A 25752-nucleotide genomic window follows, 5' to 3' on the forward strand; every position below is an offset into this window, starting at 1 on the left:
CCTGGCTCAGGCGGAGAACAGCAGCCAGAGGCCGCCGATCGTGAACGCGACCATCGCGAACAGCAGCGGCAGCTGGCCCGTGAGCTGGTGGCGCCGCGGCAGCAGCTTGATCGCCCGGTCGTGCGCCGCGATGACGCCGAGCACGTGCCCGACGACGACCAGCAGCACCTTGAGGTTCGCCAGGAACGTCGGGTGGTAGGAGAAGTAGTAGTCGACGTTCCAGTTCGCGGTGCCGAACCAGTTCGACCCGTTGGAGAAGGGGTCGCTGGCCTTGATGAGCGTCGCCTGTCCGGCCTCGAGCAGGTAGGAGAGGTAGTGGGCCATGATGTAGGCGACGATGATCGGCACGATCGAGTGCGCGAAGAGCCGAGGGAGCGTCCGGCGCCGGAAGCCCGGCTCCACGCCGGTCAGCATCGTCCCGACCGAGAAGATCACGCCGACCGCGAGGCAGAACCCGAGCAGCGCGAGGTTGTTGACGAGGGTCGGCGCCCAGGTGTGCTCGTTGATGAACGCGGTGTTCTGGAAGAACAGGATCCAGTGCGAGGAGTCCTTGAACGAGTCGAACGCCGTGGACCCGAACAGCACCGCCGTGACCGCGACCAGGCCGGCGCGCGGCGTCACCGTGTCGAGGTTGGCCAGCGGGCTGCGCACGAGGAGCACGCCGTCGCGGCGGCCCCAGATCGAGAGCTTGGCCACGAGCGAGCTGTAGACCTCGAACGGGTCGGCGCGCGCGTAGAAGACGTTGCCGAACAGCGCGCCGCCGACGAGCATCACCGCGACGTAGACGGCACCCCAGAGCCGGACCGGCCCGAGGTCGGCGTTGTGCGGGTAGACGAGCTCCATCCAGACGAACGCATAGAGGCCGATCGCGGCCGGCCAGTGGCCGAGCCGTTCGGGGTAGCGGTAGACGCCCGTCTCGGGGTCGCCGCCGGAGAGCTTGGCGAAGAGCAGGTTGATGGTCCGGACCGGGCTGATCGCCTTCCACACCGGGCCGAAGAGGACCGACAGCGGGACGAGGGCGACCCACCACCACACGTAGAAGATGCCGAACAGCGGGTTCGTGAGGAGGTCCTTGCCGAACACCGCGACCATCACGGTGTAGAGGAACAGCACGAACCCGACGACGCGCCAGAGGACCGGCCACCAGCGCGCGTCGACGACCCGTGCGATCCACCGCGGCGCGGGGCGACCCGACGTCGCCTCGTCGTAGCGCGGCGTGCGCCACGCGACCGCGAGGACGGTGAAGGAGACGGTCAGCGCGGCGACGGCGCCGGCGATGGCGAGCTCGGGCGAGATCGGGAGGTCGCGAGCACCCCCGATCCCGTGAGCGGAGATCACTTGACTTCGAGCTGGACGATGGTCTTCTCGAGGTGGTGCGACTCGACCTCGATGATGCCGGCCTTGTCGAAGGGGCCGAGGTCGAGGATCGTCGTCCCCTTCTCGTACTCCAGCTCCTTCTCCGGGTCGGAGTGGACGTGGACCTCGCCGGGCGCGTCGGCGGTGACGACGAACTCGATCGGCTGGCCGATGGCGACGTCGACGCGCTCACCGCTCGGGCTGACGCTGTTGCCCTCGAACTTGATGTCGATCCGCTTCGTGGTCTGGCTCGAGGCAGGCGCCGCGTCGTCGTCGCTCCCGCACGCAGTGAGGCTCACGGCGCCGGCGAGGACGGCGATCACGGCGATGAGGTGGCGCAGCTGGCGCATCGTTGCCTCTCTGGTGGGGTCGGCTGGGTTCGACACACGGAAAGACGACGGGCGGCGAAGGCCCGTCGTACCTCTGGAAGAATCGCACGGGAATCTGAGAGGGGGCCAAGAGGGCCCCGGAAAGGGGCCGTCGCATGGGGGACCGCCTCACGCCCCGGGACCTGTCGTTCCTGACCGAGGAGAGCGCCACGGCACCCCGGCAGAACGCCACGGTCGAGATCTTCGAGCCCGGGCCGGAGGGTTTCGACTACGACGCGCTGCTGGCGCTCATCGCCGACCGCATCTCGTTCGTCCCGCGCTACCGGCAGCGGGTCCAGTTCCTCCCGGGCCGGCTGGCCAACCCGGTCTGGGTCGACGACCCGACGTTCGAGCTCGAGTACCACGTGCGGCGCTCCGCGCTGCCGCGCCCCGGCAACGCCGACCAGCTCCGCGACCTGGTCGCCCGCATCGTCTCGCGGCCGCTCGACCGGCACCGGCCGCTGTGGGAGATGTATCTCGTCGAGGGACTCGAGGGTGGCCGCGTCGCGATCCTCACCAAGGCCCACCAGGCGCTCGTCGACGGCGTGCACACCGTCGACCTCGGGCAGCTGCTGCTCGACGTCAGCCCTGACACCAAGCTCCTCGACCCGGAGTACGACGACTGGCGACCCGGCCGGGCGGCGACGCCGGTCGGCCTGCTGGTCGACGCGGTCCGCGACGTGCTCGCCGAGCCCGAGATCGCGCTCGACGCCGCGCGCAGCACGACCGCCCGGCTGGCGCGCCGCGGGCGGCGCCTCGTGCGGCGCGGCGTCGGTACGGCCGAGCTGGTCGTCCGCGGTCGGCCCGACTGGATGACCCCGCTCAACGGCCGCCTCTCGCAGCAGCGCCGCTTCGTCACGCTCGAGGCGCGGCTCGACGACCTGCGCGCGATCCGCGCCGTGCACGGCGGCACGATCAACGACGTCGTCCTCGCGATCGTCGCCGGCGGGTTGCGTGCCTGGCTCATGACGCGGCCCGAATCGTTGGCCGGCATGCGCCAGGTGCGCGCGGTGGTCCCGATCTCGGTCATCGACGAGAACGAGGAGGCGACCTCGCTCGGGTCCCAGATCGCCGTGCACTTCGTCGACCTGCCCGTCAGCGAGCCCAGCCCCGTCGTACGGCTGCACCAGGTCTCCTACTCGTTCGAGTCCCACAAGGCGACCGGTCGCGGCGTCGCCGCGAGCCGGCTCGCGGGGATCGCCGGGTTCGCGCCGACGACGTTCCACGCCGTGGGGTCGCGGGCCGCCGCCGCCCAGCCGGGGCGCAGCTATCACCTGACCGTCACGAACGTCCCTGGTCCGCAGTCGGCCCGCTACGCGGCGGGGGCCGAGATGGTGGCCAGCTATCCGGTGCCTCCGCTCGTGCCCGGCCACGCGCTGGCGATCGGTGTGACGTCCTACCACGGTGGGGTGTCCTTTGGGATCACGACCGATCGCGACCTCATCCCCGACGCCGACATCCTGGGCCAGTGCTTCGCCGACGCCCTCGTCGAGCTGCTCGACACCGTCAACGGCGACCGGCCCCGGGCTCCGCGCGGCCGGCGTCGGGCCACCGCGAAGGCGAAGGGGAACGCCTGATGCGGCTCTACGTCCCGGCCACGCTCGACCTGCTCGGACGCTGGCACGAGGCCGGCGAGGTCCCGGCGGCGGATCCCGGCGTGCTCGGCGCCTTCGAGGCGCCCGACGACACCGAGGAGGGGGAGTACGCCGCACTCATGTCCGCGGCCGACGCCTCGGCCGAGCTGCTCGCCGGTCACGGCCGCCGCGTGGTCCTCGTCGTCGAGACGCGGTCACCGAGCGACCCGGCTCGCTCCCGGGACTGGCAGGCGGTGCACGCCGACCTGGTCGACCGGCCCGAGGGCGCGGACCCCGACGAGGACCTCGGCTGGTTCGCGACGCAGGAGATCCCCGATCTGATCGCGTGAATTCGCTGTTCCAGGGCTTTGCCTTGGGGTACAAAGCGCTGGGCCGGGTCGTCGGAATCCGGCACTGATCCAGGGGGACACATGAATCGATCTCTCCTGTCCAGGCTCAGCGGCGCGATCGTCGCTCTGGTCCTGGGCACCACGACGCTCGCCACGCTGGGCGCGGCGGCGCCCGCGAGCGCGGCCGAGACCTGCACGAGCAAGGCCACCATCACGCTGAAGGCGGGCTACGCGTCGTACTCGCCGGCGCCTTACTACGGTCAGGCGCTCTACCTCGACGGCGACGTCACCTACGTCTGCCCGTCCGACCCGACGTACGCCTACCACGTCAACGTCGGCACGGTCGCCATCGAGCGCAACACCGGCACGGGCTGGGTCCGCATCGGGTCGTTCTCCAACGGCTACCCCTACCTGAGCACCAGCTACGCCGCGAAGGCCGCCTACCGGATCACCTACACGGGCGGCACCAACACCTACGGCGAGACCATCACGCCGACCGCGTCCGCCGCCGTCTCGACCGGCACCGTCTACCGGTCCTACGCGGGCAGCACCTCGCGCAACGCGCACGGCAAGGCCGTCTTCAACATCAAGGTCTCGCCCGCCTTCTCCGGCAAGGTCCTCCTGCAGGTGAAGAAGGGCAAGAAGTGGAAGAAGGTCCGCAAGCCCCAGATGCGGAGCGGCCACCTGAAGCTCAAGGTCGGCTACCCGCGCCGCGGCAAGACGACCTACCGGATCGTCGTCCCGGCCGCCGGCGGCTTCCCGGCACTCGCGGTGCCGTTCTGGGTCAAGCGCCTCTGACCCACCAACCCTGCGCGCCCGTGTGCGAGCGTGGCGATCTACCCTGGACGCATGTTCCTGGAGATCGTGGCGCTGCACATGGGCGCGCTGCATCCCTACGAGAAGGTGCTGACGCTGCTGCTGGCGTTCGGGCCGTTCGTGGTGCTGGGCCTCGTGATCGCCGTACGCCGGCGGCAGGACCTGGCGGAGGAGCGGGCCGAGGAGGTGGCGGCCGAGCAGGAGCTCAGCGGGCGAGCCACTCCCGGCCGACCTGGTTCTCCTTCCTGAGGGCCTTGAGGAGGATCTCCTCGATCACCCGCTCGGCCTTGCCGCCGACCAGCGGCATGTTCACCCGGATGTCCGCGGCGACCCGCTGAACCGTCGTGCCGCCGGACTCGGTGAGCGTGATCGTGCCCTTCATCTCGCCCGGCTTGCCGGGGATGGTGATCTCGAGCGCCGCGTGGTTGCCGCTCCACTGCTCGCGCTGGGCGATCTCGATGCGCTCGCCGACGAGCTTCTTCGCGAACGACGGCACGCCGTTCGCGGCCTGCGCGTAGTCGACGGCGACGCTGCCGCTCTCCGTGGTGCCCGTGATCGTCACCGTCCGGGACAGGGCGTGCTGGGCGTCGCAGACCGCCTCGCGGAACGCGGGATCGGCGAGCATCGCGGCCACCTCAGCCAGCGGGGCGTCGTAGGTCAGGTCGTGGCGGAGGGGCGTGCTCATGGGCGCCATTCTGCCGGGGCGGCCTACAGGTCGGTGCGCAGGCGCCACAGCTCCGGGAACAGCACGACGTCGAGGCGGGTCCGCAGGTAGCCGACGCCGCTCGTGCCGCCGGTCCCGGCCTTGGAGCCGATGATCCGCTGCACCGTGGTGACGTGCCGGAAACGCCACAGCCGGAAGGCGTCCTCGAGGTCGGTCAGCTCCTCGCCGAGCTGGTAGAGGTCCCAGTGGCTCTGCGGGTCGCGGTAGACCTCGAGCCACGCCTGCTCGACCTGGGCGTCGGCCTCGTAAGGCTGGGTCCAGTCCCGGTCGAGCTTGGCCTCGGGCACCGAGAGTCCACGGCGGGCGAGCAGCCGCAGCGCCTCGTCGTAGAGGGACGGCCGCTCGAGCGCCTCCCGCACCGGCTGCAGCCGCGCGGCCTGGGCGGCGTGCGGACCGGAGACGGCGTCGGCCCAGCGCGGGTTCTTGTTGCCGAGGGTGAACTCGACGCAGCGGTACTGCCACGACTGGAAGCCGCTGCCGAACCCGAGCACGTCGCGGAACCTGCCGTAGTCGGTCGGTGTCATGGTCGCGAGCACGTCCCACGCGTGGACGAGCTGCTCCATGATCTTCGACGCCCGCGCGGTCGTCTTGAACGCGAACGGCAGCTCGTCCTCGGCCACCGCCCTCGTCGCCGACCCCAGCTCGTGGAGGAGGAGCCGCATCCACAGCTCGCTGGTCTGGTGCTGGACGATGAACAGCATCTCGTCGTGCTCGCCGGACAGCGGGTGCTGTGCCGCGAGCACCTCGTCGAGATGGAGGTAGTCGCCGTAGTCCATCAGGTCACCGCCAGTCGCTGGGCCCAGCGCTCGTCGCGCCACTCGTCGCTCTCCATCACCTGGCGCAGGTGCTCGACGGCGTCCCACACGTCGACGAAGCGGGTGTAGAGCGGTGTCACCCCGAACCGGAGGATGTCGGGCAGTCCGTCCTGCCCGGCTCGGAAGTCGCCGATCACGCCCCGGGCGATGAGGGCCTGCACGATCTCGTAGGCACCCTCGGTGCGGGTCAGGCAGACCTGGCTGCCCCGCGCGTCGTCGTCGCGGGGCGACTCGAGGTCGAAGCCGCCGACACGGTCCTCGACCAGGTCGGCGAAGAGCCGCGTCAGCTCCAGCGACTTGCGGCGGAGGGCCGCGAGGCCGCCGTACGGCTCGGCGGCGAGGAGGGTGTCGACCCCGCACTCCAGCGCGGCCGTCGCCAGGACGCCCGGCGTGCCGGAGACGTAGCGGCCGATGCCCGGCGCCGGCTCGTAGTCGGTCGTGAACGCGAACGGTGCCGCGTGGCCCATCCAGCCGGACAGCGGCTGCGCGAACCGGTCGGCGTGCCGCGGGCTCACCCAGACGTACGCCGGCGCGCCCGGTCCGCCGTTGAGGAACTTGTAGCCGCAGCCGATCGCGAAGTCGGCTCCGGCGCCGGTCAGGTCGACAGGGACCGCGCCGGCCGAGTGGCACAGGTCCCAGACGGTGAGGACACCGCGGGCGTGCGCCTGCTCGGTGACCGCTGCCAGGTCCCACATCGCGCCGGTGCGGTAGTTGACGTGGGTGAGCAGGAGGACGGCCACCCGCTCGTCCAGCCGGTCTGCCGGATCCTCGCCCGGGTCGATGAGGACGAGCTCGCAGCCGTGCTCGCGGGCGACCGACTGCGCGACGTAGAGGTCGGTGGGGAAGTTGGTGCGCTCGCTGACGATGACGGTGCGCTCGGGCGCCTCCTCGGCGGCGATGGCGAGGGCCGCCTTGAGGACCTTGTAGACGTTCACGCTCGTGGAGTCGGCGACGACGAGCTCGCCGGGACCCGCGCCGACCAGGCGGGCGATCTTGTCGCCGACGCGGTGGGGCAGGTCGATCCAGCCCGCGCTGTTCCAGCTACCGATCAGGTCGCGGCCCCACTCCTCGGCGACGACCTGCTGGACGCGCGCGGCGGTGGCGCGGGGGAGGGCGCCGAGCGAGTTCCCGTCGAGGTAGATCGTCCCGACGGGCAGGTCGAAGAGGTCCCGTAGGGGCGCGAGCGGGTCCTGCTCGTCGAGCTTCTCGGTCTCCTCGCGGGTCGTCACGCCAGCTCCCGGAGGACGGCGCGGACCGGGGCCGCGTCGGCGGTGGCCAGCTTGAGGGGCAGGGCGATGAGCTCGTAGTCACCCTCGGGCACGTCGTCGAGCAAGAGGTTCTCCAGGATCCGTAGGTCGTGGCGGTCGGCGGCGTGGTGGGCGTCGAGCGTCTTGCTGTCGGTCGGGTCGAGGCTCGCGGCGTCGGTGCCGACCAGCACGGCGCCCCGTCCGCCGAGCTCGTCGACCAGGTCGGGGTGGAGGCCGGCGAACGCCTCGTCCCAGGTCGTGGGCTGACGATCGTAGGTCCTGACGAGCAGCCTCGGTGGCAGCCCCTCGTCGAGCGCCTGGGCGACGTGGTCGCGCGTGACGAGCGGCCGGGCGCCGGTCGCGTGGACGACGCGGCAGGGACCGAGGTACGCCGCCAGGTCGAGTGCGCCGGCCGGCGTACCGCCGCTCGCGTAGTGCAGCGGAGCGTCCGCGTGCGCTCCCGTGTGCGGGGAGAGCGTCAGCCGGGCGACGTTGACCGGACAGCCGGGGCCGATCCGGAACGTCCAGCCGGCGTCGTAGGCCTGGTCGCCGGGGAAGACGGGCGTGGTCACGTCGACGGGCGGCGTGATGTCCCAGAGGCCGGCCAATCAGCTGGCCTTCTTCTTCGCGGCGGTGGCCTTCTTGGCGGCGGCCTTCTTGGCGGTGGTCTTCTTCGCCGTCGTCTTCTTGGCAGCCGTCTTCGTGGTGCTGGACTTCTTGGCGGCGCCCTTCTTCGCGGTCTTCTCGGCCGGCTTCTCGTCGGCCTCCTCCGCCTCCTCGGCCTCCTCGGGCACGTCCTCGCCGCGGCCCTTCTTCGCCGCGGTGACCGACCGCTGCAGCGCGGCCAGCAGGTCGACGACCTCGCCCGCGGACTTCGTGGACGTCTCCGTCCGAGTGATGTCGCCGCCCTCGATCTTGGTCTTGACGAGCGTCTCGACAGCCTCGGCGTAGTCGTCCTCGAACTCGCTCGGGTCGAAGTCGCCGGCAAGCGTGTCGACGAGCATCCGTGCCATCTTCACCTCGGCCGGCTTCACCTCGCCGTCGACGTCGACGGAGAAGTCGGGGACGCGGACCTCGTCGGGCCACATCAGCGTCTGCAGCACGATGACGTCGCCACGCTCGGTCTCCCGGACCCGGAGCACAGCGGTGGTCGTGCGGTTGCGCAGCGCGACCGTGACGACCGCCATCCGGTCGGCCTCGCGCAGCGCCTCGCGCAGCAGCGCGTACGGCTTCTTCCCGGTGTTCTCGGGCTCGAGGTAGTAGGACTTCTCGAAGAGCAGCGGGTCGATCTGCTCGCTCGGCACGAACTTCTCGACGGAGATCTCCCGGCTCGACGTCGACGGCAGCGCCGCCATGTCGTCCTCGGTGAGGATGACCATCTCGCCGTCCTCGGTCTCGTAGCCCTTCGCGATGTCGGAGTAGGGCACCTCCTCGCCGTCGATCGAGCAGACCCGCTGGTAGCGGATCCGCCCACCGTCCTCCACGTGGACCTGCCGGAACGACACGTCGTGCGACTCTGTCGCCGCGTAGAGCTTGACCGGCACGCTCACCAGGCCGAAGGAGACCGCGCCCTTCCAGATCGCTCGCATGCCGCCCAGTATCCCGCTCAGGGCCCACACGTGCCTCCGTACTTTGGCGGGAGACCCACGAGACGGCGTACGTTTCGCCTCGCCATGGATGACGCAGCGGTGCTCGACGACCCCGTGGGCGAGTCGCTGCGGGGACGGCACGCCCACCTCGCCCGCCGCCACGGGCGGGCGCTCAGCTATCGGTCCGCCGTCGCCACGTTCTCGGCAGTGCCGCTCCAGCCGGGGGCCGACGACTGGGCGGACCTCGCGGCGCTCCTCGGACCTGACGGCTTCGCGGACATGTTCAGCTCGCCGGCCGCGCCGCCCCCCGACTGGGCGCCCGCCTTCGCCGTGGACGGTGTGCAGATGGTCGGCGACCCCGACCGCCTCGCGGCTGCGGGGCCGGACCCGGACGTCGTCGAGCTGGGCGAGGCTGACGTGGCCGACATGCTGGACCTGGTCGCTCGGACGCGGCCGGGGCCGTTCCGGCCGGAGACCCATCGCCTGGGCACCTATCTCGGCATCCGGGAGGCCGGCGAGCTCGTGGCGATGGCCGGCGAGCGGCTGCGACCCCCTGGATGGACCGAGATCAGTGCCGTGTGCACCGCTCCTGCGGCGCGTGGCCGCGGCCTCGGGGCACGGCTGGTGCGGGCGGCGGCGGCCCGCATCATCGGTCGCGGCGAGCGGCCGTTCCTCCACGTCGTCGTCGAGAACGCCGGAGCCTTCGAGCTCTATCGACGCCTCGGTTTCTCGGTCCGCCGGGACGTGACGTTCCGCGGCTACCGCACGCCGCCGGCCTGACCTGGCCGGTCCCTCGAAAACAGGCGCCCCGCGTGTCCGCCCGAGGTGGGACACTGGGGGCCATCACCCTGACGCGGGGTGAGCAGGCGGCGGAGCGGGCCGTGGAGCACCGCCGGCTCGCCGTCGCGGACGAGGAGGGCGGGGTCGCCGACGAGGCAGCCGTGGGAGAACGCCCGCCGGAGTAGCGTTCCGATATCGATGGCCGTTTCTCGGGAGGTTGAGCCATGTCGTTCACGCACCCCCACGGCACCCGCGGTCGCAGGCAGCCGCGCGGCGCTCTCGTGCGCTTCGGCAACAAGATGATGGCGGGCCGGGTCCGCAAGGCCGGCGGCAAGAAGATGATGGGCATGCACCTGCTGGTGCTGCACACCGTCGGCGCGAAGTCCGGGCAGCCGCGGCAGACGCCCGTCGCCTGGTTCCCCGGTCCGGACGGCAGCCGCATCATCGTGGCCTCGGCCAACGGGGCGATCGGCAACCCGGCGTGGTACCACAACCTCGCCACCCACCCTGACCAGGTCGCGATCGAGATCGACGGTCAGCCGACCGCGGTGATCCCGGAGCAGCTGCACGGCGCCGAGCGCGCGGAGGCCTGGGCGGCGGTGGTCGCCGCCGCGCCGCGCTTCGGCGACTACGAGCACAAGACCGACCGCGAGCTGCCGGTCGTCAGGCTCCGTCCGAAGCCTTAGGGGATCAGCGAGCCCATCCACGCCTCGACGTCGCCCGACGTACGGGGGAGCGAGGCGGAGAGGTTCTGCGCGCCCTCGGGCCGGACCAGGATGTCGTCCTCGATCCGGATGCCGATGCCGCGCAGCTCCTCGGGGACGAGCAGGTCGTCCTCCTGGAAGTAGAGGCCGGGCTCGACGGTGAGCACCATGTTCTCCGCGAGCGTGCCCTCGGTGTACGCCTCCTTCGAGGCCGCGCCGCAGTCGTGCACGTCGAGGCCGAGCATGTGGCTGACGCCGTGCAGGGTCCACCGCGAGTAGACCTTGCTGTTCTCGTCGAGCGCCTCCTCGACCGACACCGGCAGCAGGCCCATGTCGCCGAGACCGTGCGCGAGCACCTCGACGGCCGCGTGGTGGGCGGCGCGGAAGGCCGCCCCCGGACGTACGGCGGCGATGCCGGCCTCCTGCGCGCGGTGGACGAGGTCGTAGAGGTCGCGCTGGAGCGGCGTGTAGGTGCCGGAGACCGGCAGCGTCCGGGTCACGTCGGCGGTGTAGAGGTTGCGGCCCTCGACGCCCATGTCGAGCAGCACCATCGTCCCGGGCGTGATCGGGCCGGTGTTGTCGATCCAGTGCAGCGTCGTCGCGTGCGACCCGCCGCCGACGATCGAGTCGTAGCCGATGTCGTTGCCCATCGCGCGGGCACGACGGAAGAACGTGCCCTCGATCCAGCGCTCGCCGAACTCGAGCACCCGCGGCCACTCGCGGACCGAGTCCTCGAAGCCGAAGGCGGTGATGTCGCACGCCTCCTGCAGCTGGGCGACCTCCCAGTCGTCCTTGACCAGGCGCATCTCCGAGGCCACTCGCGCGAAGTCGGCGTCGAGGGTCTCGTCGGGGGCGACCAGCCCGTCGACGTACGACGAGCGACCGCGCAGGACGCGGGTCTTCACACCGCCGCGCAGGGTGTCCTCGAGCTGGTCGACGTGGCGCACCTCGATGCCGAGGGAGTCGGAGATCTCGCGCGACGAGGGTCGACGACCGGCCCACAGCTCGCCGTAGACGCGGTCGCGGAAGAACTCGTCGGTCTCGCGCGATGACCGCGGTCGCGCATAGAGGACCGACGAGCCGTCCGGCTCGATGACCAGGACGGCGTCGGAGGTCTGGTTGCCGGTGAAGTAGGTGTGCGCCGTGTCGGGGCGGAAGCGGTAGTCGGTGTCGTAGGAGCGCACCTTGTAGCCGCCGGCCGGGATCACCAGCCGCTCGCCCGGGAAGGCGTCGGCGAGCCGAGCGCGCCGCGCGGCGGCGTACGGCGTGATCGGGTGCGCCGGCAGGTCGAGCTCCCGGTCGCCCCATCCCTGGCGCATGAACGCAGACCACGCCTCCGGAACGGAGGGGTCGTGTGACTCGGTGGCCGGCTTGGTCTCCTCACCCATGGCCCTCACTCTAGGACCCGGCGCCGCCGATAGGGTGGCCGCATGGGGGCAGGAGCTCGCGCGAGCGCACATCGGAGGCGGAGCGGCGCCGTCTTCACTGTCATCGTGTCGATCGTGGTCGTGCTGGCCGCTCTTCCGATGCTCCTGATCATCGCCTTCTCCGGGGCGCCCTCGACACTGATCCTCGCGACGATCCTCGCGGCGCTGCCGGTCGTGCCGCTGGTCGGCTGCTACCTCTGGCTCGACCGCTACGAGCCCGAGCCGCACACCCTCCTCGCGCTCGGACTGCTCTGGGGCGCGTTCGTGGCGTGCTTCGCGGCCGTGGTGCTCGAGGGCGTCGGCGGCGTGGTCACCGGCCTGACCGGCGACGCCACGAGCGCGATCCTCGCCCCGGCCATCGAGGAGGCCTGCAAGGGCGCCTTCCTGGTGGCGCTGCTGTGGTGGCGCCGCGACGAGCTGGACGGCGTTCTCGACGGCATCGTCTACGCCGGCATGGTCGGCATCGGCTTCGCCTTCACCGAGAACATCCTCTACCTCGCCGCCGCCTACGACGGCACGGGAGGTATCGGCCCCGGCGGCACCGACGCGCTCACCCAGACGTTCGTGATCAGGTGCCTGGCCAGCCCGTTCGCGCACCCGCTGTTCACGGCGTTCACCGGGGTGGGCGTCGGCATCGCGGTGGGCGCCCGCTCGGGCGGCGTACGGCTGTTCGCCCCGCTCGCGGGGTACGCGTGTGCCGTGATCGCCCACTCGATCTGGAACTCCTCGACGGTCTATGGCTTCGGCAGCTTCGTCGTCGTCTACGTCGTGCTGATGATCCCCGCGCTGTGCGCGGTCGGCGGGCTCGCGCTCTGGGCGCGCTCCTCGGAGCGGCGGATGCTCGAGAGGTCGCTCGTCGACGCCGCCCGCCACGGGCTGCTCCCGGAGACCGACATCCCCTGGGTCGTCGACCTGGGCGCTCGCCGCCATGCCCGCTCCTACGCGAAGATGCGGGGCGGTGCGACCGGCGAGCGCGCGATGCGGGACTACCAGCAGGCGGCCATCGAGCTCGGCTACCTCCACTCGCGCTACCTGAGAGGAACACCACCGCCCGACTACGCCGCGCGGGGTCAGGAGTACGTCGCGAGAATCGGTAGTGTCAGGCCGACCATCGCATTTCCCGGACAGGTGGTACCCACGCGATGACGACACCCCAGGGTTCGGCTCCGAACCCGACCCCCGCCGCGGGCGCGGCAGGGGCGACCGGTGCGGCCGGCGTCGGGACGGCGACCACCCGGATGGTGACGGCGCTGGTGCGCCTGCGCCAGGCGCTCACCGACGTCGTGCTGCCGCTCGACCTGCCCGGTGCCGCCGACCAGCGAGCCAGCCAGACCGAGCTCGTCGCCCAGCTCGAGGACTACGTCATCCCGAGGATGACGACCATCGAGGCGCCGCTGCTGGCCGTCGTCGGCGGGTCCACGGGAGCGGGCAAGTCGACCCTGGTCAACTCCCTCGTCGGCACGCACGTGACCACGCCCGGTCTGCTCCGCCCGACCACCCGCTCGCCCGTCCTGGTGCACAACCCGGCCGACGCCCAGTGGTTCGGGCAGGACCGGCTGCTGCCCGAGCTCGAGCGGGTGCACCACGCCACCAACGACCCGAAGGCGCTCCAGCTCGTCGCGTCGGACAACGTGCCCGTCGGCCTGGCCATCCTGGACGCGCCCGACGTCGACTCGGTCGAGGAGCAGAACCGGCTGCTGGCCGCGCAGCTGCTCGCCGCGGCGGACCTCTGGATCTTCGTCACCTCGGCGGCGCGGTACGCCGACCAGGTGCCGTGGGACTTCTTGCGCTCCGCCGCCGAGCGGTCGACGGCGGTCGCTGTCGTGCTCGACCGCACCCCGGCCGACGCGGTTCAGACTGTCGCCACCCACCTGGCCCGGATGCTCGCCTCGCGCGGCCTCAAGGACAGCCCGCTCTTCATCGTCCACGAGGGCAAGGTCTCCGAGGAGGGCCTGCTCCCCGCCGACAACGTCGCCGAGGTCCGCGGCTGGCTCGACATGCTCGCCGCCGACAGCGGCGCCCGCCAGGCGGTGGTGCGCCAGACGCTCGAGGGTGCGGTGCGCACGGTGTCCCGTCGCGCGCACCCGATCGCTGACGCGTCCGTCGCCCAGGCGGAGGCCGCGGCCCGGCTGCGCCAGGACGCGGTGTCGGCGTACGACGAGGGGCTGCGCGCGATCCTCGCCGCGACCGCTGACGGCACCATGCTGCGCGGCGAGGTGCTCGCGCGCTGGCAGGAGTTCGTCGGCACCGGCGAGCTGCTGAAGTCGCTGGAGGCGAAGGTCAGCAAGCTGCGCGACCGGCTGGTCAACGCGGTCAAGGGCAAGCCCCAGCAGGCCGAGCAGGTCCAGGTCGCCGTCGAGTCCGGACTCGAGCTGCTCATCCTCGAGCACGCCGAGCACGCCGCCGAGCGGGCCGAGGCCTCGTGGCTCCAGCTCGAGGCCGGCCGCGGGCTGGTCGAGTCGGCGCCGTCCGACCTCGGGCGCGCCTCCCGCGACCTGCGCCGCAAGGCCGAGCGGGCGGTGCGCGACTGGCAGCAGGACGTGCTCGACATGGTCCGCACGGAGGGCGCCGACAAGAAGTCGACGGCCCGGTTCCTGGCCTTCGGCGTCAACGGGCTGTCCGTGGCGCTGATGGTCGTCGTGTTCGCGAACACCGCGGGGCTGACCGGTGCCGAGGTCGGCATCGCCGGGGGCTCGGCGGTCGTCGGGCAGAAGCTGCTCGAGGCGGTCTTCGGCGACCAAGCGGTGCGCTCGCTGGCCGAGCGGGCGCGCAAGTCGCTCGAGGTGCGGGTGCGCACCCTGTTCGCCGACGAGCAGGTGCGCTACCTCGACATGCTCGACAACCTGCGCATCGAGCCGGAGGCGGCCGAGAAGCTGCGGCAGGCCGCCCGGCGGGTCGACGACGCCAGGTACGCCGCTCGGATCGGCGCATCATAGGGTGACGCCATGACCTCGCTGCTCCAGAACGTGAAGAAGAGCCTGGTCTCCTCGTCCGGATCCGACATCGGCGATCGCATCGACGGGCTCGCCGTCGCCGTCGACGCCGCGGGCGGCCGGCTCAGCGACGAGGTCGTGGGTGAGGCCCGGACGATCGTCGAGCGCGCGCAGGGCCGGCTGAAGCTCTCCGCGGACCACACGGTGGTCGGCATCGCCGGTGCCACCGGGTCCGGGAAGTCGTCGACGTTCAACGCGCTGACCGGCCTGGAGCTCTCCGCTGTCGGCGTCCGGCGGCCCACCACCTCGTGGGCGACCGCGTGCGTCTGGGGCACGCAGGGCGCGCGCGAGCTGCTGGAGTGGCTCGGCATCCCCGACCGGCACCAGACGACCCGCGACTCGATGCTCGACACCCGTCGCGAGAGCAACGACCTCGACGGCGTCGTCCTGCTCGACCTGCCGGACCACGACTCCACGGAGGTCTCCCACCATCTCGAGGTGGACCGGCTCGTGGTGCTCGTCGACATGCTCGTGTGGGTGCTCGACCCGCAGAAGTACGCCGACGCCGCGATCCACGACCGCTACCTCAACCCGCTCAAGACCCACGACGAGGTCATGGTCGTCGTGCTCAACCACATCGACACCGTGCCCGAGGAGCGGCGCGAGTCGATGATCGCCGACGTGCGCCGGCTGCTCGACAACGACGGCCTGCAGAAGGTGCCGGTCATCCCGGTCAGCGCCAAGCTCGGCTGGGGCATCCACGAGCTGAAGGCGGAGATCGCCAAGCGCGTGGCCGAGAAGAACGCCACCCGGGCCCGGCTCGAGGCCGACGTCAGGGTCGTCGCCGGCAAGATCGAGGCCGAGTCCGGCTCGGCCCCGGTGCGCTCGCTGGCGTCGGACCGCGTCGAGGCGCTCGACGACGCGCTCGCCGAGGCGGCCGGCGTACCGACGATCGTCGACGCGGTCGAGCGCGCCACCCGTCTGCGCGCCAACCGCGCGACCGGCTGGCCGCTGGTCTCGTGGGTCTCCCGGTTCAAGGCCGACCCGCTCAAGCGGCTGCACCTCGACCTGGGCTCGGCGGGCAAGGAGCTCACCGGGCGTGCCCGTACGTCGATGCCGACGGCGACGGCCGTCCAGCGCGCCCGTGTCGACAGCGAGGTGCGCGCGCTGGCCGACGACGCCTCGACCGGGCTCGGGCAGTCCTGGCAGGAGTCGATCCGGCAGGCGTCGGTCTCGCGGGTCGACGACCTCAACGACCGCCTCGACGCGGCCCTCGGCGACACCGACCTCGGCGTCGCGCGGCTGCCCGTCTGGGCCGGACTGGTGCGCGTGCTCCAGTGGCTGCTCATCCTGGCCGCCGTCGGTGGTGGCGTCTGGACGCTGGCCGCGCTCGCCTCCGGCACGCTCGACGACTCCTCGACCCCGCACGTCGGCGGCATCTCACTGCCGATCATCGTGTGCCTCGGGGGAGTGCTGCTCGGCGTGGTGCTGGCGCTCGTCTGCCGCATCCTCGTCGCCGGCACGGCGCGCACCCGAGCGGCGCGCGCCGACCACCGGCTCCGCTCGGCCGTGTCCGGGGTGGCCCAGGAGCTCGTCGTGGCGCCGGTCGAGCAGGAGCTCGCGGCGTACTCGACGGTGCGTGCGGGCCTCGACCGCGCGCTCGCCTAGGTGTGACGCGGCCGGGTCGGGATGGGTCGATGCGCTCGCCGATTCAAGTCGAGTAACTGAACTGAGATTAAAATCAGTGTGGTGAGCACCCTGTCTTCTCATCGGCCGCTGCGCCTGGAGAAAGTCGCTTCGCGGTGGGTACTGCGCTGAGCGTGCCCGTTTACTCACCGCCGTTGTCGGTCCTGCACTACTACGATGTCGACGGAAACCGGTTGGTGCACCGTGCATCCAGCTGGACCGACGACCCGGAGGCGCCGGCACCGGCGCGTGAGGAGCGTGCCGCATCGTGACCTTCGGGACTGTGGACGAGCTGCTCGAGGCGGCCCGTGACGGGCTGACCCGCCTGGCGCCGCAGCAAGCGGCGGACGCGGTGTCGGCCGGTGACCTCATCGTGGACATCCGGCCCGAGTGGCAGCGCCGTGAGGTCGGTGAGGTCCCGGGATCGCTGATCATCGAGCGCAACCACCTCGAGTGGCGGGTGCACCCGTCCTCCGACTCCCGGCTGCCTCAGGCCGACACCCCCCGGCGCTGGATCATCCTCTGCGCCGAGGGCTACAGCTCCTCCCTCGCCGCACATGCGCTGCGCTCGCTCGGCCTCGACGCGGCCGACGTCGAGGGCGGCATGCTCGCCTGGCGCGCGGCGGGGCTGCCGATCGTGGCCGGGCCGACCCCGGTCCAGCACGTGGTGGCGGGCTGAGCGCATGATCGAGTACAGGTCCATCGCCAAGACCTACGACGACGGGCCGGCCGCCGTCGGTGACTTCAGCCTGACCATCCCGTCGCGGACGACCACCGTCCTCGTCGGCTCGTCCGGGTGTGGCAAGACGACCCTGTTGCGGATGGTCAACCGGATGGTCGACCCGACGTCCGGTCAGGTTCTCATCGACGACGTCGACGTCGCGACGCGTGAGCCGGTCGCCCTGCGCCGCAGCATCGGCTACGTCATGCAGCAGGCCGGGCTGCTCCCGCACCGCAAGGTCGTGGACAACGTCGCGACGCCACTCCGCCTGGCCGGCGTACACAAGAAGGAAGCGCGGGAGCGCGCCCTCGTCGCGCTCGAGCGCGTCGGCCTCGAGGCCGACCTCGCGCGCAAGTACCCCGGCCAGCTCTCCGGCGGCCAGCAGCAGCGCGTGGGAGTCGCGCGCGGCCTCGTCGCCGACCCCAACATCCTGCTGATGGACGAGCCGTTCGGCGCCGTGGACCCGATCGTCCGCGCCGACCTGCAGCAGCAGATGCTCGAGCTGCAGCAGGAGCTGGGCAAGACGATCCTCTTCGTCACCCATGACATCGAGGAGGCGTTCCTCCTCGGCGACCAGGTCGTCATCCTGCGCAAGGGTGGCGTGGTCGCCCAGGTCGGCACGCCCGCCGAGATCCTCGCGTCGCCGGCCGACGACTTCGTCAGCAGCTTCGTCGGGCTCGACAGGGGCCACCGCAAGCTGCGGATCAAGGAGGTCGACGGTCAGCAGGTCGTCGTCGACGAGCAGGGCCGACCGACGGGCGTCCTCGCGCCATGACCTGGGTCCGGGCGAACCAGGACCGGCTCGTCGACCTGACGTGGCAGCACCTCTGGCTCAGCGTGCTGCCGGTCGTCCTCGGCTTCCTGCTGGCGCTGCCGGTGGGGTGGTACGCGAGCCGCTTCCGCGGTTTCCGCGCGCCGGCGCTGAGCTTCGGCGGCGTGCTCTACTCGATCCCGTCGCTGCCGCTGCTCGTCATCATCCCGAGCATCATCGGCACCAGCTTCCTCGACCCGATCAACGTGGCGATCACGCTGACCATCTACGCCCTCGCGCTGCTCGTGCGCACTGTCGCCGACGCGTTCGGGCAGGTACCGGCCGAGGTGCTCGACTCCGCGTCCGCCAGCGGCTACTCGCGGTGGCAGCGGGCGTTCACCGTCGAGCTCCCGCTCGCGGGGCCGGCGATGCTCGCCGGGATCCGGGTCGCGTCGGTCTCGACCGTCAGCCTGGTGACGATCGGCGCCCTGGTGGGGGTGAGCAACCTCGGGTCGCTGTTCACCGAGGGCTTCCAGCGCTACTTCAACACCGAGATCATCGTCGGGATGGTGCTCGTCGTCGCACTCGCGCTGGTGCTGGATGCGTGCTGGGTCCTCCTCGGGCGAGTGCTCCTGCCGTGGGCGCGCGGGAAGGTCGTCTGATGGGCGTCTTCGGCCAGACCTGGACCTGGTTCACGACCAGCGCGCAGTGGCACGGTGAGGACGGCATCCCGCACCGCTTCGTCCAGCACCTCGGCTACACCGCGCTCACGGTCGTCGTCGCCGTGGCCATCGCCGTGCCGCTGGGTCTCTGGATCGGTCACACGGGCCGGCTCCGCGGGCTCGCTGTCGGCCTCACCGGAGCGCTGCGCGCGCTGCCGACACTCGGGCTGCTGACGCTCGTCGTCCTCTGGCGGGGCATCGGGCTCACACCTCCGATCACGGCGCTGGTGGTCCTCGCGATCCCGCCGCTGCTCGCCGGCGCCTATGCCGGGGTCGAGTCGGTGGACCGGCGTACGGTCGACGCCGCGCGGGGCATCGGCATGACCGAGTGGCAGGTGCTCACCCGGGTCGAGGTCCCGCTCGGGCTGCCGCTGCTGCTCGGCGGCCTGCGCTCCGCCGTGCTCCAGGTCGTCGCCACGGCGACCGTCGCCGCCTACATCGGTCTCGGCGGCCTGGGCCGCTACGTCATCGACGGCGTCGCCATCCGGGACTATCCGCAGATGCTGGGTGGTTCCCTCGTCATCGTCGTGCTCGCCCTCGTGCTCGACGGGACCTTCGCACTTCTCCAACGACTCGCACCAGCCTGATCCGGCAGTACCCATCCGAGAAGAGAGAACGACCATGAAGCTCACCCGTACCCTCGGCGCTCTCACGGCCGCAGTCCTGGCGCTCAGCCTCGCGGCCTGCGGCAACGATCCGACCAAGTCCGACGACTCGGGATCCTCCGGTGGGGGTGGCTCAAAGTCGATCGTCGTCGGCTCCGCCGCGTTCGGCGAGAGCGAGATCCTGGCCGAGATCTACGCCCAGGCGCTGAAGGCCAAGGGCGTCAACGCCTCCACCAAGCTCGACATCGGCGCGCGGGAGGCCTACATCGGCGCGATCAAGGACGGGACGATCGACCTCATCCCGGAGTACACCGGCAACCTGCTGCTCTTCTTCGACCAGAGCGCGACCGCGACGGCGCCCGACGACGTCAACACCGCCCTCGGCAAGGCACTGCCGAGCGGGCTGAAGGTGCTGACGCCGGCTCCGGGCGAGGACAAGGACTCGCTCAACGTCACCTCCGACTTCGCCCAGAAGAACGGCGTCGCCTCGATCGCCGACCTCGCCCAGGTCAAGGGGCTGAAGCTCGCGGCGAACCCGGAGTTCAAGACGCGGGCCTACGGCATCCCCGGCCTCGAGAATGTCTACGGCATCAAGGACATCTCCTTCACGGCGATCAACGACGGTGGCGGTCCGGCGACCCTGAAGGCGCTCACCTCGGGCAAGGTCGACGTCGCCGACATCTACTCGACGACGCCGTCGATCAGCCAGAACAAGCTGGTGACGCTGGAGGACCCGAAGAACCTCATCGCCGCGCAGAACGTCGTCCCGCTCATCCGCGACGAAGCCGACAGCGACAAGGTGTCGCAGGCGCTCGACGCCGTCTCGGCGAAGCTGACGACGGAGGAGCTGCTCGCCCTCAACACCGCCTTCGCGGCCGACTCCAAGCCGACGGCGGCCGACGTCGCGAAGGAATGGCTGCAGAAGAACGGGCTCGCCTGACGCCCGGCACATCAGCCCCACGGCGGGCCGCTCTGTCTCCACAGAGCGGCCCGCTGCTGCGTTCTCCCCAGGGCGCACGGCCGCGGACGGGGAGTGTCGGACGTGGTGCAGAAGGTCGGAGACGAGCGGGTCCGTCGGGCCCGCACCCGACCGGAGGAGTGAAACCATGAACGACACCCAGATCACTGTGCAGGGCTTCGTCGGCGGCGCCGTGTCGCTGAAGAAGGCGGGGGAGACCGAGGTCGCGACCTTCAGGCTCGGCTGCACGCCGCGCTACTTCAACCGCCGCACCGGGCAGTGGGTGGATGCGCCGACGCAGTGGTACACCGTCAACGCCTGGCGCGGGATGGCTCGCAACGTGGCCGGATCGCTCGTCAAGGGCGACGGCGTGTCGGTCGTCGGCCGGCTCAACGTCCACAGCTGGACGGCGCAGGACGGGGTCGAGCGCACGTCCCTGGAGATCGAGGCGACCTCCGTCGGCCACGACCTGCGCCACGGCACCACTCGCCTGGTGCGCAACGAGAGGGCGCAGCGCGAGGTCGCCGCGCCGGACGCCGGCGTCGGCGCGACCGGTGAGCCCGCCTCAGCGACCGCGGAGCCGCAGCCGGACCCGGTCGGCGACTGGCGGGCCGACCCGTCAGCTGCCTGACGGCGCCCAGCTCGTCCAGACCGGCGACGTCGCGATCCGGGCCAGCTGGTCCAGCGTCAACGGGTTGCGGCTCGCGGACGGCGGGGCGGTCCACTTGCGCTGGGTCGAGTTCGCGGTCGCCGCGTAGACGACTCCACCCCGGGCCACGATCTTGACCTCGCGGTAGGTGACTCCGTGGTCGACCATCTCCAGCTCGCGCTCGACCACCCTGCCGGACGCGTCCGACCTGGTGGCGCAGGTCCTCACCTCGATGTCAGGTGAGCTGAGCTCAGGCGGGCAGCTGAGATCCTGGTCGCCCCATGTCTCGCCCTGGCTGACCGCCCCGTCGCGCTGCGCCTGGTCTGACAGCTGGGTGAGCATCACCTCGACGCTCCCCGGGCCGGTCCTGCCGGAGAGGGTGCCGGTCAGGTAGCCGATGACGACGTCGGACTCGCCAGGCGCATGGTCGGTGTTCGTCCGCTCGTACGACGTGAGGCTGACCCGCTGGGGGAGGAGGTCGGTGAGGCGGCTGGCGATCTCGGCGACCGGCATGTCCCAGTACCCCGGTTTGGCGACGAACGGCACCGAGTCGGCGGCCCGGTTGTGACCGCCGGCGTAGCCGTCGTCGCGTGCGGTGGTGTCGCCGCCGGTCAGGGGCACGGCGAACACCGCGACCGCCGCCGCGGTGGCCAGGCCACCGACTCCGACCAGCGCACTGCGCCGGCGGCGCAGTCGACGGCCGTCGACCGCCGCGCGGTCGTGCATCCGGCCGACCGGCACGTCCACGTCGTCGAGAGCGCGGGCCATGAGATCGCGGAGGTCGTCGAGGTCGGCCAGGTCGTCAGGGGTCAGGTCGTCGAGGTCAGTGCTCATCGGGCGCTCCGGGGTGAGGTCGGAAAGGAGTCGGTGAGGAGTCCGCGCAGGGTGCGGAGGGCGCGCAGGCAGCGGTTCTTCACCGCTGCCTCGGACAGGCCGAGCTGGCGGGCTGTCTCGGCGACGCTGTGGTCCTCCCAGAACCGCAGGACCACGACCGCCCGGTCCAGCGGCGCGAGGTCGCGCAGGGCGGCCATGAGCGCGAGTCGCTCGCTCGGATCGACGCCGGGCACCGGCACGTCGGTCGGCTCGGCCACGGCCAGCTCGGTGCTGCTGCGTCGGCGGCGGTCGGAGAGGAACGCCTTGAGCAGCACGCCGTGGACGTAGGCGACGGGGTCGTCGGCCGCGCGCACCCGCGGCCAGGCGACGTACGCCTTGGTCAGGGCCGTCTGCAGCAGGTCCTCCGCGGCGTGCGGCGAGGTCGTCAGCAGCAGAGCGCTGCGGTAGAGCTGGCCGGAGCGGGCGGCGACGAATCGCTCGAACTCGGTGTCGTCCACGTCCCTCCTGACGCTGCGGAACCCCGGTCAGGTCTCAGGTTGGTTTCGCCACTAGGCTTGCGACCCATGGCCGAGTACATCCTCTCCCTGCGCAACGTGCGCAAGGCCCACGGCGACAAGGTCGTCCTCGACAACGTCACCCTCTCGTTCCTCCACGGCGCCAAGATCGGCGTCGTCGGACCCAACGGCATGGGCAAGTCCTCGCTGCTCAAGCTGATGGCCGGCCTCGATCACCCCAACAACGGTGACATCGTCCGCGACCCCGAGGCGACCGTCGGCATGCTCCAGCAGGAGCCGCCGCTGACGGAGGGCAAGACCGTTCTCGAGAACGTCGAGGAGGCGGTCGCCGACATCAAGGGCAAGCTCGACCGCTACAACGCGATCTCCGAGGAGATGGCCAACCCCGACGCGGACTTCGACACGCTGCTCGCCGAGATGGGTGACCTGCAGACCGACCTCGACCACGCCAACGCGTGGGACCTCGACTCGCGGCTCGACCAGGCGATGGACGCGCTGCGCTGCCCGCCGCCGGACGCGGTCGTCGACAACCTCTCCGGTGGGGAGCGCCGCCGGGTCGCGCTGTGCAAGCTGCTGCTGCAGCAGCCCGACCTGCTGCTCCTCGACGAGCCCACCAACCACCTCGACGCCGAGTCGGTCCAGTGGCTCGAGGGTCACCTCAAGACCTACCCGGGCGCCGTCCTGGCCGTCACCCACGACCGCTACTTCCTCGACAACGTCGCCCAGTGGATCGCCGAGGTCGACCGCGGGTCGATCCACGGCTACGAGGGCAACTACTCCACCTACCTGGAGACGAAGAAGGAGCGCCTCAAGATCGAGGGCGCCAAGGACGCCAAGCGCGCCAAGATGCTCGAGAAGGAGCTCGAGTGGGTCCGGTCCAACGCCAAGGCCCGGCAGACGAAGTCCAAGTCGCGTCTGGCTCGCTACGAGGAGCTCGCGGCCGAGGCGGACCGCGCCCGCAAGATCGACACCTCCGAGATCAACATCCCGGCCGGTCCGCGGCTCGGTGACGTCGTGCTCGAGGCGAAGGGCCTCACGAAGGCGTTCGACGACCGCACGCTCTGGAACGACATCTCGTTCACCCTCCCGCGCGCCGGCATCGTCGGCGTCATCGGCCCCAACGGCGTCGGCAAGACCACCCTGTTCCGGATGATCACGGGCTCCGAGACCCCCGACAGCGGCGAGCTCGTCGTCGGGCAGACGGTCAAGATCTCCTACGCCGACCAGACCCGGGCCAACATCGACCCCAACAAGAACGTCTGGGAGGTCGTCTCCGACGGCCTGGACTTCATCAAGGTCGCCAACTTCGAGATGAACAGCCGGGCCTACGTCGCATCGTTCGGCTTCAAGGGACCCGACCAGCAGAAGAAGGCCGGCGTCCTCTCCGGCGGCGAACGCAACCGCCTCAACCTCGCGCTGACGCTGAAGATGGGCGGCAACATGCTGCTCCTCGACGAGCCGACCAACGACCTCGACGTCGAGACCCTGTCCTCGCTCGAGGACGCGCTCCTCGACTTCCCGGGCTGCGCCGTGGTCACCTCCCACGACCGCTGGTTCCTCGACCGGATCGCCACCCACATCCTCGCGTGGGAGGGCAACGAGGAGGACGAGGGCAGGTGGTTCTGGTTCGAGGGCAACTTCGCGTCCTACGAGGAGAACAAGGTCGAGCGCCTCGGCCTGGAGGCGGCCCGCCCGCACCGGGTCACCCACCGTCGCCTCACCCGCGACTGACCTCCCTGCCGCTGGTTGTGACGTGCGAGCGGCGCGAGCCTCGAAACCAAGGCCCTGTCGTATTCGGCCTGGTTTCGAGGCTCGTCGCTGGCGCTCCTCGCACCTCGACCAGCGCCAGATCAGGCCGGCGGGGTGCGCATCTCGATGGCGGGGTGGCACTCGACCAGGCGGTCGGAGACGGCGTTGAACACCCGGCCGACCGCGGCGAAGTCGTCAGAGGCGACGAGGTCGACGAGGTAGTCGCGCACGCCCGTGACGTGGAGGGGGGCCGCCCGGACGAGCAGGTCGTGGCCGTCCTCCGTCATCTTGGCGATGACGCCCCGCCCGTCCTCGGGTGACTCCGTGCGCTCGACCAGGCCGGCCTTCTGCATCCTGCTGATGGTGTGCGTGATCCGCGACCTGCTGTGGGCCATGGCATCGGCCAGCTGCGCCATCCGGAGCTGACCGTCGTTCTCCGAGAGTCGGACCAGGACCTCGTACTCGGGAAGCGAGAGGTCGAAGGTGCGGCGCAGGTCGGCATCGAGCCGATCCCGCAGCAGCGTCATGCCCATGAGCAGGGCGCGCCAGGACCGCTGCTCGTCCTGGTCCAGCCAGCGGGTGTCCTCGGTCACCGACCCAGTGTCCCAGAGCCCGGCGCTCAGACGCGCTCCAGGATCAGCGCCATGCCCATGCCACCGCCGACGCACATGGTGATCAGCCCGGTGGTCTTGTCGTGCCACTCGAGGCTGTTGAGCATCGTGTTCTGGAGCCGGGCGCCGGTCATGCCGAACGGGTGGCCGACCGCGATCGCACCGCCGTTGACGTTGAGCCGGTCGATGTCGACGCCGAGGTCCTGGTACGACGGCACGACCTGCGCCGCGAACGCCTCGTTGATCTCGACGAGGTCGATGTCGCCGATCGACATCCCCGCGTTCGCGAGGGCACGCTTCGACGCCTCGACCGGACCGAGGCCCATGATCTCGGGGGAGAGTCCGGAGACTCCCGTGGAGACGATCCGGGCGAGGGGCGTGATGCCGAGCTCGGCGGCCCTGGTGTCGGACATGATCACGACGGCGGCCGCGCCGTCGTTGAGTGGGCAGCAGTTGCCGGCGGTGACGACGCCGTCGGGCCGGAAGACCGGCTGCAGCTGGGAGATGGCGTCGTAGGTGACCCCGGCGCGCGGGCCGTCGTCCGCGGAGACGACCGTGCCGTCGGGCGCGGTCACCGGAGTGATCTCGCGGGCCCAGAAGCCGTCGGCGATGGCCTTCTCGGCCAGGTTCTGCGAGCGCACCGCGAACTCGTCGAGCTCCTTGCGGTCCAGGCCGCGGAGCGTGGCGACGTTCTCGGCGGTCTGCCCCATGGCGATGTAGACGTCGGGCAGCCGGCCGTCCTCGCGCGGGTCGTGCCAGCTGCCGGCGGCGTTGCCGGCCTCGGCGGTGGACTTGGTGCGCGCGGTGGCGTCCGCGAACAGCGGGTTGTTCGTGTCCGGCCAGTGGTCGGAGGTGCCCTTGCTGAAGCGCGAGACCGTCTCGACACCGGCGGAGACGAACACGTCGCCCTCGCCGGCCATGATGGCGTGGAAGGCCATCCGTGTCGTCTGCACGGAGGACGAGCAGTAGCGGGTGACGGTCGTGCCGGGCACATTGTCGTAGCCGAGCAGCACGGGGACGTTGCGGCCCATGTTGTTTCCGGACTCGCCGCCCGGCAGGCCGCACCCGAGCAGGAAGTCGTCGATCGTGTTCGGGTCGAGCTGCGGGACCTTGTCGAGGGCCGCCTGCGCGATCAGGGCCGTCAGGTCGTCGGGGCGGAAGTCCTTGAGGGATCCCTTGTTGGCGCGCCCGATGGGGGAGCGGGTCGCAGAGACGATGACGGCTTCGGGCATGGCGCTCTCCAGTGATTACTCGCGAGTAACGAAGGT

Annotated in this window: 29 protein-coding genes; 17 read left to right on the forward strand and 12 right to left on the reverse strand. The window is 71.1% G+C overall.

Annotated elements, in window-relative coordinates:
* Window positions 1–6: 6 nt before the first annotated feature.
* Window positions 7–1338, reverse strand: coding sequence for a hypothetical protein (locus QDS12_RS12765; RefSeq protein ID WP_279879420.1), 1332 nt, complete (start codon window positions 1336–1338; stop codon window positions 7–9).
* The gene (locus tag QDS12_RS12770; protein ID WP_279879421.1) at window positions 1335–1706 is read right to left on the reverse strand and encodes a hypothetical protein; all 372 of its coding nucleotides are present in this window, start codon (window positions 1704–1706) and stop codon (window positions 1335–1337) included. Before QDS12_RS12770 ends, QDS12_RS12765 begins: the two co-directional genes overlap by 4 nt.
* Window positions 1707–1840: 134 nt before the next feature.
* Here QDS12_RS12770 and QDS12_RS12775 point away from each other — a divergent pair, with 134 nt between their 5' ends.
* From QDS12_RS12775 to QDS12_RS12790, 4 genes are all read left to right on the forward strand, one after another.
* Complete coding sequence (locus QDS12_RS12775; RefSeq protein WP_279879422.1) at window positions 1841–3301, forward strand: wax ester/triacylglycerol synthase family O-acyltransferase; 1461 nt, start codon at window positions 1841–1843, stop codon at window positions 3299–3301.
* Window positions 3301–3648, forward strand: coding sequence for a hypothetical protein (locus tag QDS12_RS12780; protein ID WP_279879424.1), 348 nt, complete (start codon window positions 3301–3303; stop codon window positions 3646–3648). Before QDS12_RS12775 ends, QDS12_RS12780 begins: the two co-directional genes overlap by 1 nt.
* 81 nt (window positions 3649–3729) lie before the next feature.
* Window positions 3730–4446: a hypothetical protein gene (locus tag QDS12_RS12785; RefSeq protein ID WP_279879425.1), complete on the forward strand. Its 717-nt coding sequence runs from the start codon at window positions 3730–3732 to the stop codon at window positions 4444–4446.
* 51 nt (window positions 4447–4497) lie between these two features.
* A complete protein-coding gene (locus tag QDS12_RS12790) occupies window positions 4498–4713 on the forward strand; it encodes a hypothetical protein (protein WP_279879426.1) in 216 nt (71 codons plus the stop codon).
* On the opposite strand, the gene QDS12_RS12795 is transcribed toward QDS12_RS12790, so the two are convergent.
* From QDS12_RS12795 to QDS12_RS12815, 5 genes are read right to left on the reverse strand one after another with little or no spacing between them, the layout of a single operon-like run.
* Window positions 4670–5149 (reverse strand): DUF2505 domain-containing protein, encoded by a 480-nt coding sequence (locus tag QDS12_RS12795; protein WP_279879427.1) that lies wholly within the window; start codon window positions 5147–5149, stop codon window positions 4670–4672. The genes QDS12_RS12790 and QDS12_RS12795 overlap by 44 nt on opposite strands.
* A 23-nt stretch (window positions 5150–5172) precedes the next feature.
* Window positions 5173–5964, reverse strand: coding sequence for a tryptophan 2,3-dioxygenase (gene kynA / locus QDS12_RS12800; protein ID WP_279879428.1), 792 nt, complete (start codon window positions 5962–5964; stop codon window positions 5173–5175).
* The gene (gene kynU / locus QDS12_RS12805; protein WP_279879429.1) at window positions 5964–7232 is read right to left on the reverse strand and encodes a kynureninase; all 1269 of its coding nucleotides are present in this window, start codon (window positions 7230–7232) and stop codon (window positions 5964–5966) included. The genes kynA and kynU overlap by 1 nt, the downstream gene beginning before the upstream one ends.
* Window positions 7229–7858 carry an arylformamidase gene (kynB, locus tag QDS12_RS12810; RefSeq protein WP_279879430.1) on the reverse strand — a complete coding sequence of 210 codons (630 nt, stop codon included), beginning with the start codon at window positions 7856–7858 and terminating at the stop codon, window positions 7229–7231. Before kynB ends, kynU begins: the two co-directional genes overlap by 4 nt.
* Window positions 7859–8839 (reverse strand): Ku protein, encoded by a 981-nt coding sequence (locus QDS12_RS12815; protein WP_279879431.1) that lies wholly within the window; start codon window positions 8837–8839, stop codon window positions 7859–7861.
* 84 nt (window positions 8840–8923) lie between these two features.
* Here QDS12_RS12815 and QDS12_RS12820 point away from each other — a divergent pair, with 84 nt between their 5' ends.
* From QDS12_RS12820 to QDS12_RS12830, 3 genes are read left to right on the forward strand one after another with little or no spacing between them, the layout of a single operon-like run.
* Window positions 8924–9619, forward strand: coding sequence for a GNAT family N-acetyltransferase (locus QDS12_RS12820; RefSeq protein WP_279879432.1), 696 nt, complete (start codon window positions 8924–8926; stop codon window positions 9617–9619).
* Between the two features lie 32 nt (window positions 9620–9651).
* Entirely contained in the window at window positions 9652–9804 is a 153-nt protein-coding gene (locus tag QDS12_RS12825; RefSeq protein ID WP_279879434.1) for a hypothetical protein, read from the forward strand.
* A 39-nt stretch (window positions 9805–9843) separates the two neighbouring features.
* The gene (locus QDS12_RS12830) at window positions 9844–10305 is read left to right on the forward strand and encodes a nitroreductase/quinone reductase family protein (RefSeq protein ID WP_279879435.1); all 462 of its coding nucleotides are present in this window, start codon (window positions 9844–9846) and stop codon (window positions 10303–10305) included.
* On the opposite strand, the gene QDS12_RS12835 is transcribed toward QDS12_RS12830, so the two are convergent.
* Window positions 10302–11711, reverse strand: coding sequence for an aminopeptidase P family protein (locus tag QDS12_RS12835; RefSeq protein WP_279879436.1), 1410 nt, complete (start codon window positions 11709–11711; stop codon window positions 10302–10304). The two genes, QDS12_RS12830 and QDS12_RS12835, sit on opposite strands and share 4 nt — an antisense overlap.
* 105 nt (window positions 11712–11816) lie before the next feature.
* Here QDS12_RS12835 and QDS12_RS12840 point away from each other — a divergent pair, with 105 nt between their 5' ends.
* From QDS12_RS12840 to QDS12_RS12880, 9 genes are all read left to right on the forward strand, one after another.
* Window positions 11817–12896, forward strand: coding sequence for a PrsW family intramembrane metalloprotease (locus tag QDS12_RS12840; protein WP_279879437.1), 1080 nt, complete (start codon window positions 11817–11819; stop codon window positions 12894–12896).
* Window positions 12893–14686, forward strand: coding sequence for a dynamin family protein (locus QDS12_RS12845; protein WP_279879438.1), 1794 nt, complete (start codon window positions 12893–12895; stop codon window positions 14684–14686). The genes QDS12_RS12840 and QDS12_RS12845 overlap by 4 nt, the downstream gene beginning before the upstream one ends.
* A 9-nt stretch (window positions 14687–14695) precedes the next feature.
* The gene (locus QDS12_RS12850) at window positions 14696–16351 is read left to right on the forward strand and encodes a YfjP family GTPase (RefSeq protein WP_279879439.1); all 1656 of its coding nucleotides are present in this window, start codon (window positions 14696–14698) and stop codon (window positions 16349–16351) included.
* Window positions 16352–16637: 286 nt separating this feature from the next.
* A complete protein-coding gene (locus tag QDS12_RS12855; protein WP_279879440.1) occupies window positions 16638–17048 on the forward strand; it encodes a rhodanese-like domain-containing protein in 411 nt (136 codons plus the stop codon).
* A gap of 4 nt (window positions 17049–17052) precedes the next feature.
* Window positions 17053–17865, forward strand: coding sequence for an ATP-binding cassette domain-containing protein (locus QDS12_RS12860; RefSeq protein WP_279879441.1), 813 nt, complete (start codon window positions 17053–17055; stop codon window positions 17863–17865).
* Entirely contained in the window at window positions 17862–18503 is a 642-nt protein-coding gene (locus QDS12_RS12865; protein WP_279879442.1) for an ABC transporter permease, read from the forward strand. Before QDS12_RS12860 ends, QDS12_RS12865 begins: the two co-directional genes overlap by 4 nt.
* Window positions 18503–19150: an ABC transporter permease subunit gene (locus tag QDS12_RS12870; RefSeq protein WP_279879443.1), complete on the forward strand. Its 648-nt coding sequence runs from the start codon at window positions 18503–18505 to the stop codon at window positions 19148–19150. Before QDS12_RS12865 ends, QDS12_RS12870 begins: the two co-directional genes overlap by 1 nt.
* Before the next feature lie 34 nt (window positions 19151–19184).
* Entirely contained in the window at window positions 19185–20108 is a 924-nt protein-coding gene (locus QDS12_RS12875) for an ABC transporter substrate-binding protein (protein WP_279879444.1), read from the forward strand.
* 166 nt (window positions 20109–20274) lie between these two features.
* Entirely contained in the window at window positions 20275–20757 is a 483-nt protein-coding gene (locus QDS12_RS12880) for a single-stranded DNA-binding protein (RefSeq protein ID WP_279879445.1), read from the forward strand.
* Here QDS12_RS12880 and QDS12_RS12885 read toward each other — a convergent pair.
* The gene (locus QDS12_RS12885) at window positions 20746–21609 is read right to left on the reverse strand and encodes a hypothetical protein (protein WP_279879446.1); all 864 of its coding nucleotides are present in this window, start codon (window positions 21607–21609) and stop codon (window positions 20746–20748) included. The two genes, QDS12_RS12880 and QDS12_RS12885, sit on opposite strands and share 12 nt — an antisense overlap.
* Window positions 21606–22106 carry a SigE family RNA polymerase sigma factor gene (locus tag QDS12_RS12890; protein WP_279879447.1) on the reverse strand — a complete coding sequence of 167 codons (501 nt, stop codon included), beginning with the start codon at window positions 22104–22106 and terminating at the stop codon, window positions 21606–21608. The genes QDS12_RS12885 and QDS12_RS12890 overlap by 4 nt, the downstream gene beginning before the upstream one ends.
* A 66-nt stretch (window positions 22107–22172) precedes the next feature.
* Between QDS12_RS12890 and ettA the strand changes: the two genes are divergently transcribed.
* Window positions 22173–23855: an energy-dependent translational throttle protein EttA gene (ettA, locus tag QDS12_RS12895; protein ID WP_279879448.1), complete on the forward strand. Its 1683-nt coding sequence runs from the start codon at window positions 22173–22175 to the stop codon at window positions 23853–23855.
* A gap of 119 nt (window positions 23856–23974) precedes the next feature.
* Here the strand turns inward: ettA and QDS12_RS12900 are convergent, their stop codons facing one another.
* Both QDS12_RS12900 and QDS12_RS12905 read right to left on the reverse strand, forming a co-directional pair.
* On the reverse strand, window positions 23975–24466 hold the full coding sequence (locus tag QDS12_RS12900; protein ID WP_279879449.1) for a MarR family transcriptional regulator: 492 nt from the start codon (window positions 24464–24466) through the stop codon (window positions 23975–23977).
* Window positions 24467–24492: 26 nt separating this feature from the next.
* Complete coding sequence (locus tag QDS12_RS12905) at window positions 24493–25716, reverse strand: acetyl-CoA C-acetyltransferase (RefSeq protein ID WP_279879450.1); 1224 nt, start codon at window positions 25714–25716, stop codon at window positions 24493–24495.
* Window positions 25717–25752: the final 36 nt, after the last annotated feature.

The sequence above is a fragment of the Nocardioides sp. CER19 genome, assembly GCF_029846275.1.
Lineage (GTDB): Bacteria > Actinomycetota > Actinomycetes > Propionibacteriales > Nocardioidaceae > Nocardioides.

Excerpts from the sequence above, each read along its gene's own strand:
- QDS12_RS12875 (WP_279879444.1), top strand. The coding sequence starts at position 19,185 with ATGAAGCTCACCCGTACCCTCGGCGCTCTCACGGCCGCAGTCCTGGCG.
- QDS12_RS12860 (WP_279879441.1), top strand. The coding sequence starts at position 17,053 with ATGATCGAGTACAGGTCCATCGCCAAGACCTACGACGACGGGCCGGCC.
- QDS12_RS12770 (WP_279879421.1), bottom strand. The coding sequence starts at position 1,706 with ATGCGCCAGCTGCGCCACCTCATCGCCGTGATCGCCGTCCTCGCCGGC.
- QDS12_RS12815 (WP_279879431.1), bottom strand. The coding sequence starts at position 8,839 with ATGCGAGCGATCTGGAAGGGCGCGGTCTCCTTCGGCCTGGTGAGCGTG.
- QDS12_RS12880 (WP_279879445.1), top strand. The coding sequence starts at position 20,275 with ATGAACGACACCCAGATCACTGTGCAGGGCTTCGTCGGCGGCGCCGTG.
- kynA (WP_279879428.1), bottom strand. The coding sequence starts at position 5,964 with ATGGACTACGGCGACTACCTCCATCTCGACGAGGTGCTCGCGGCACAG.
- QDS12_RS12850 (WP_279879439.1), top strand. The coding sequence starts at position 14,696 with ATGACCTCGCTGCTCCAGAACGTGAAGAAGAGCCTGGTCTCCTCGTCC.
- QDS12_RS12885 (WP_279879446.1), bottom strand. The coding sequence starts at position 21,609 with ATGAGCACTGACCTCGACGACCTGACCCCTGACGACCTGGCCGACCTC.
- QDS12_RS12845 (WP_279879438.1), top strand. The coding sequence starts at position 12,893 with ATGACGACACCCCAGGGTTCGGCTCCGAACCCGACCCCCGCCGCGGGC.
- QDS12_RS12785 (WP_279879425.1), top strand. The coding sequence starts at position 3,730 with ATGAATCGATCTCTCCTGTCCAGGCTCAGCGGCGCGATCGTCGCTCTG.
- ettA (WP_279879448.1), top strand. The coding sequence starts at position 22,173 with ATGGCCGAGTACATCCTCTCCCTGCGCAACGTGCGCAAGGCCCACGGC.
- QDS12_RS12830 (WP_279879435.1), top strand. The coding sequence starts at position 9,844 with ATGTCGTTCACGCACCCCCACGGCACCCGCGGTCGCAGGCAGCCGCGC.
- QDS12_RS12865 (WP_279879442.1), top strand. The coding sequence starts at position 17,862 with ATGACCTGGGTCCGGGCGAACCAGGACCGGCTCGTCGACCTGACGTGG.
- QDS12_RS12790 (WP_279879426.1), top strand. The coding sequence starts at position 4,498 with ATGTTCCTGGAGATCGTGGCGCTGCACATGGGCGCGCTGCATCCCTAC.
- QDS12_RS12870 (WP_279879443.1), top strand. The coding sequence starts at position 18,503 with ATGGGCGTCTTCGGCCAGACCTGGACCTGGTTCACGACCAGCGCGCAG.
- QDS12_RS12835 (WP_279879436.1), bottom strand. The coding sequence starts at position 11,711 with ATGGGTGAGGAGACCAAGCCGGCCACCGAGTCACACGACCCCTCCGTT.
- QDS12_RS12775 (WP_279879422.1), top strand. The coding sequence starts at position 1,841 with ATGGGGGACCGCCTCACGCCCCGGGACCTGTCGTTCCTGACCGAGGAG.
- QDS12_RS12780 (WP_279879424.1), top strand. The coding sequence starts at position 3,301 with ATGCGGCTCTACGTCCCGGCCACGCTCGACCTGCTCGGACGCTGGCAC.
- QDS12_RS12820 (WP_279879432.1), top strand. The coding sequence starts at position 8,924 with ATGGATGACGCAGCGGTGCTCGACGACCCCGTGGGCGAGTCGCTGCGG.
- QDS12_RS12795 (WP_279879427.1), bottom strand. The coding sequence starts at position 5,149 with ATGAGCACGCCCCTCCGCCACGACCTGACCTACGACGCCCCGCTGGCT.
- QDS12_RS12905 (WP_279879450.1), bottom strand. The coding sequence starts at position 25,716 with ATGCCCGAAGCCGTCATCGTCTCTGCGACCCGCTCCCCCATCGGGCGC.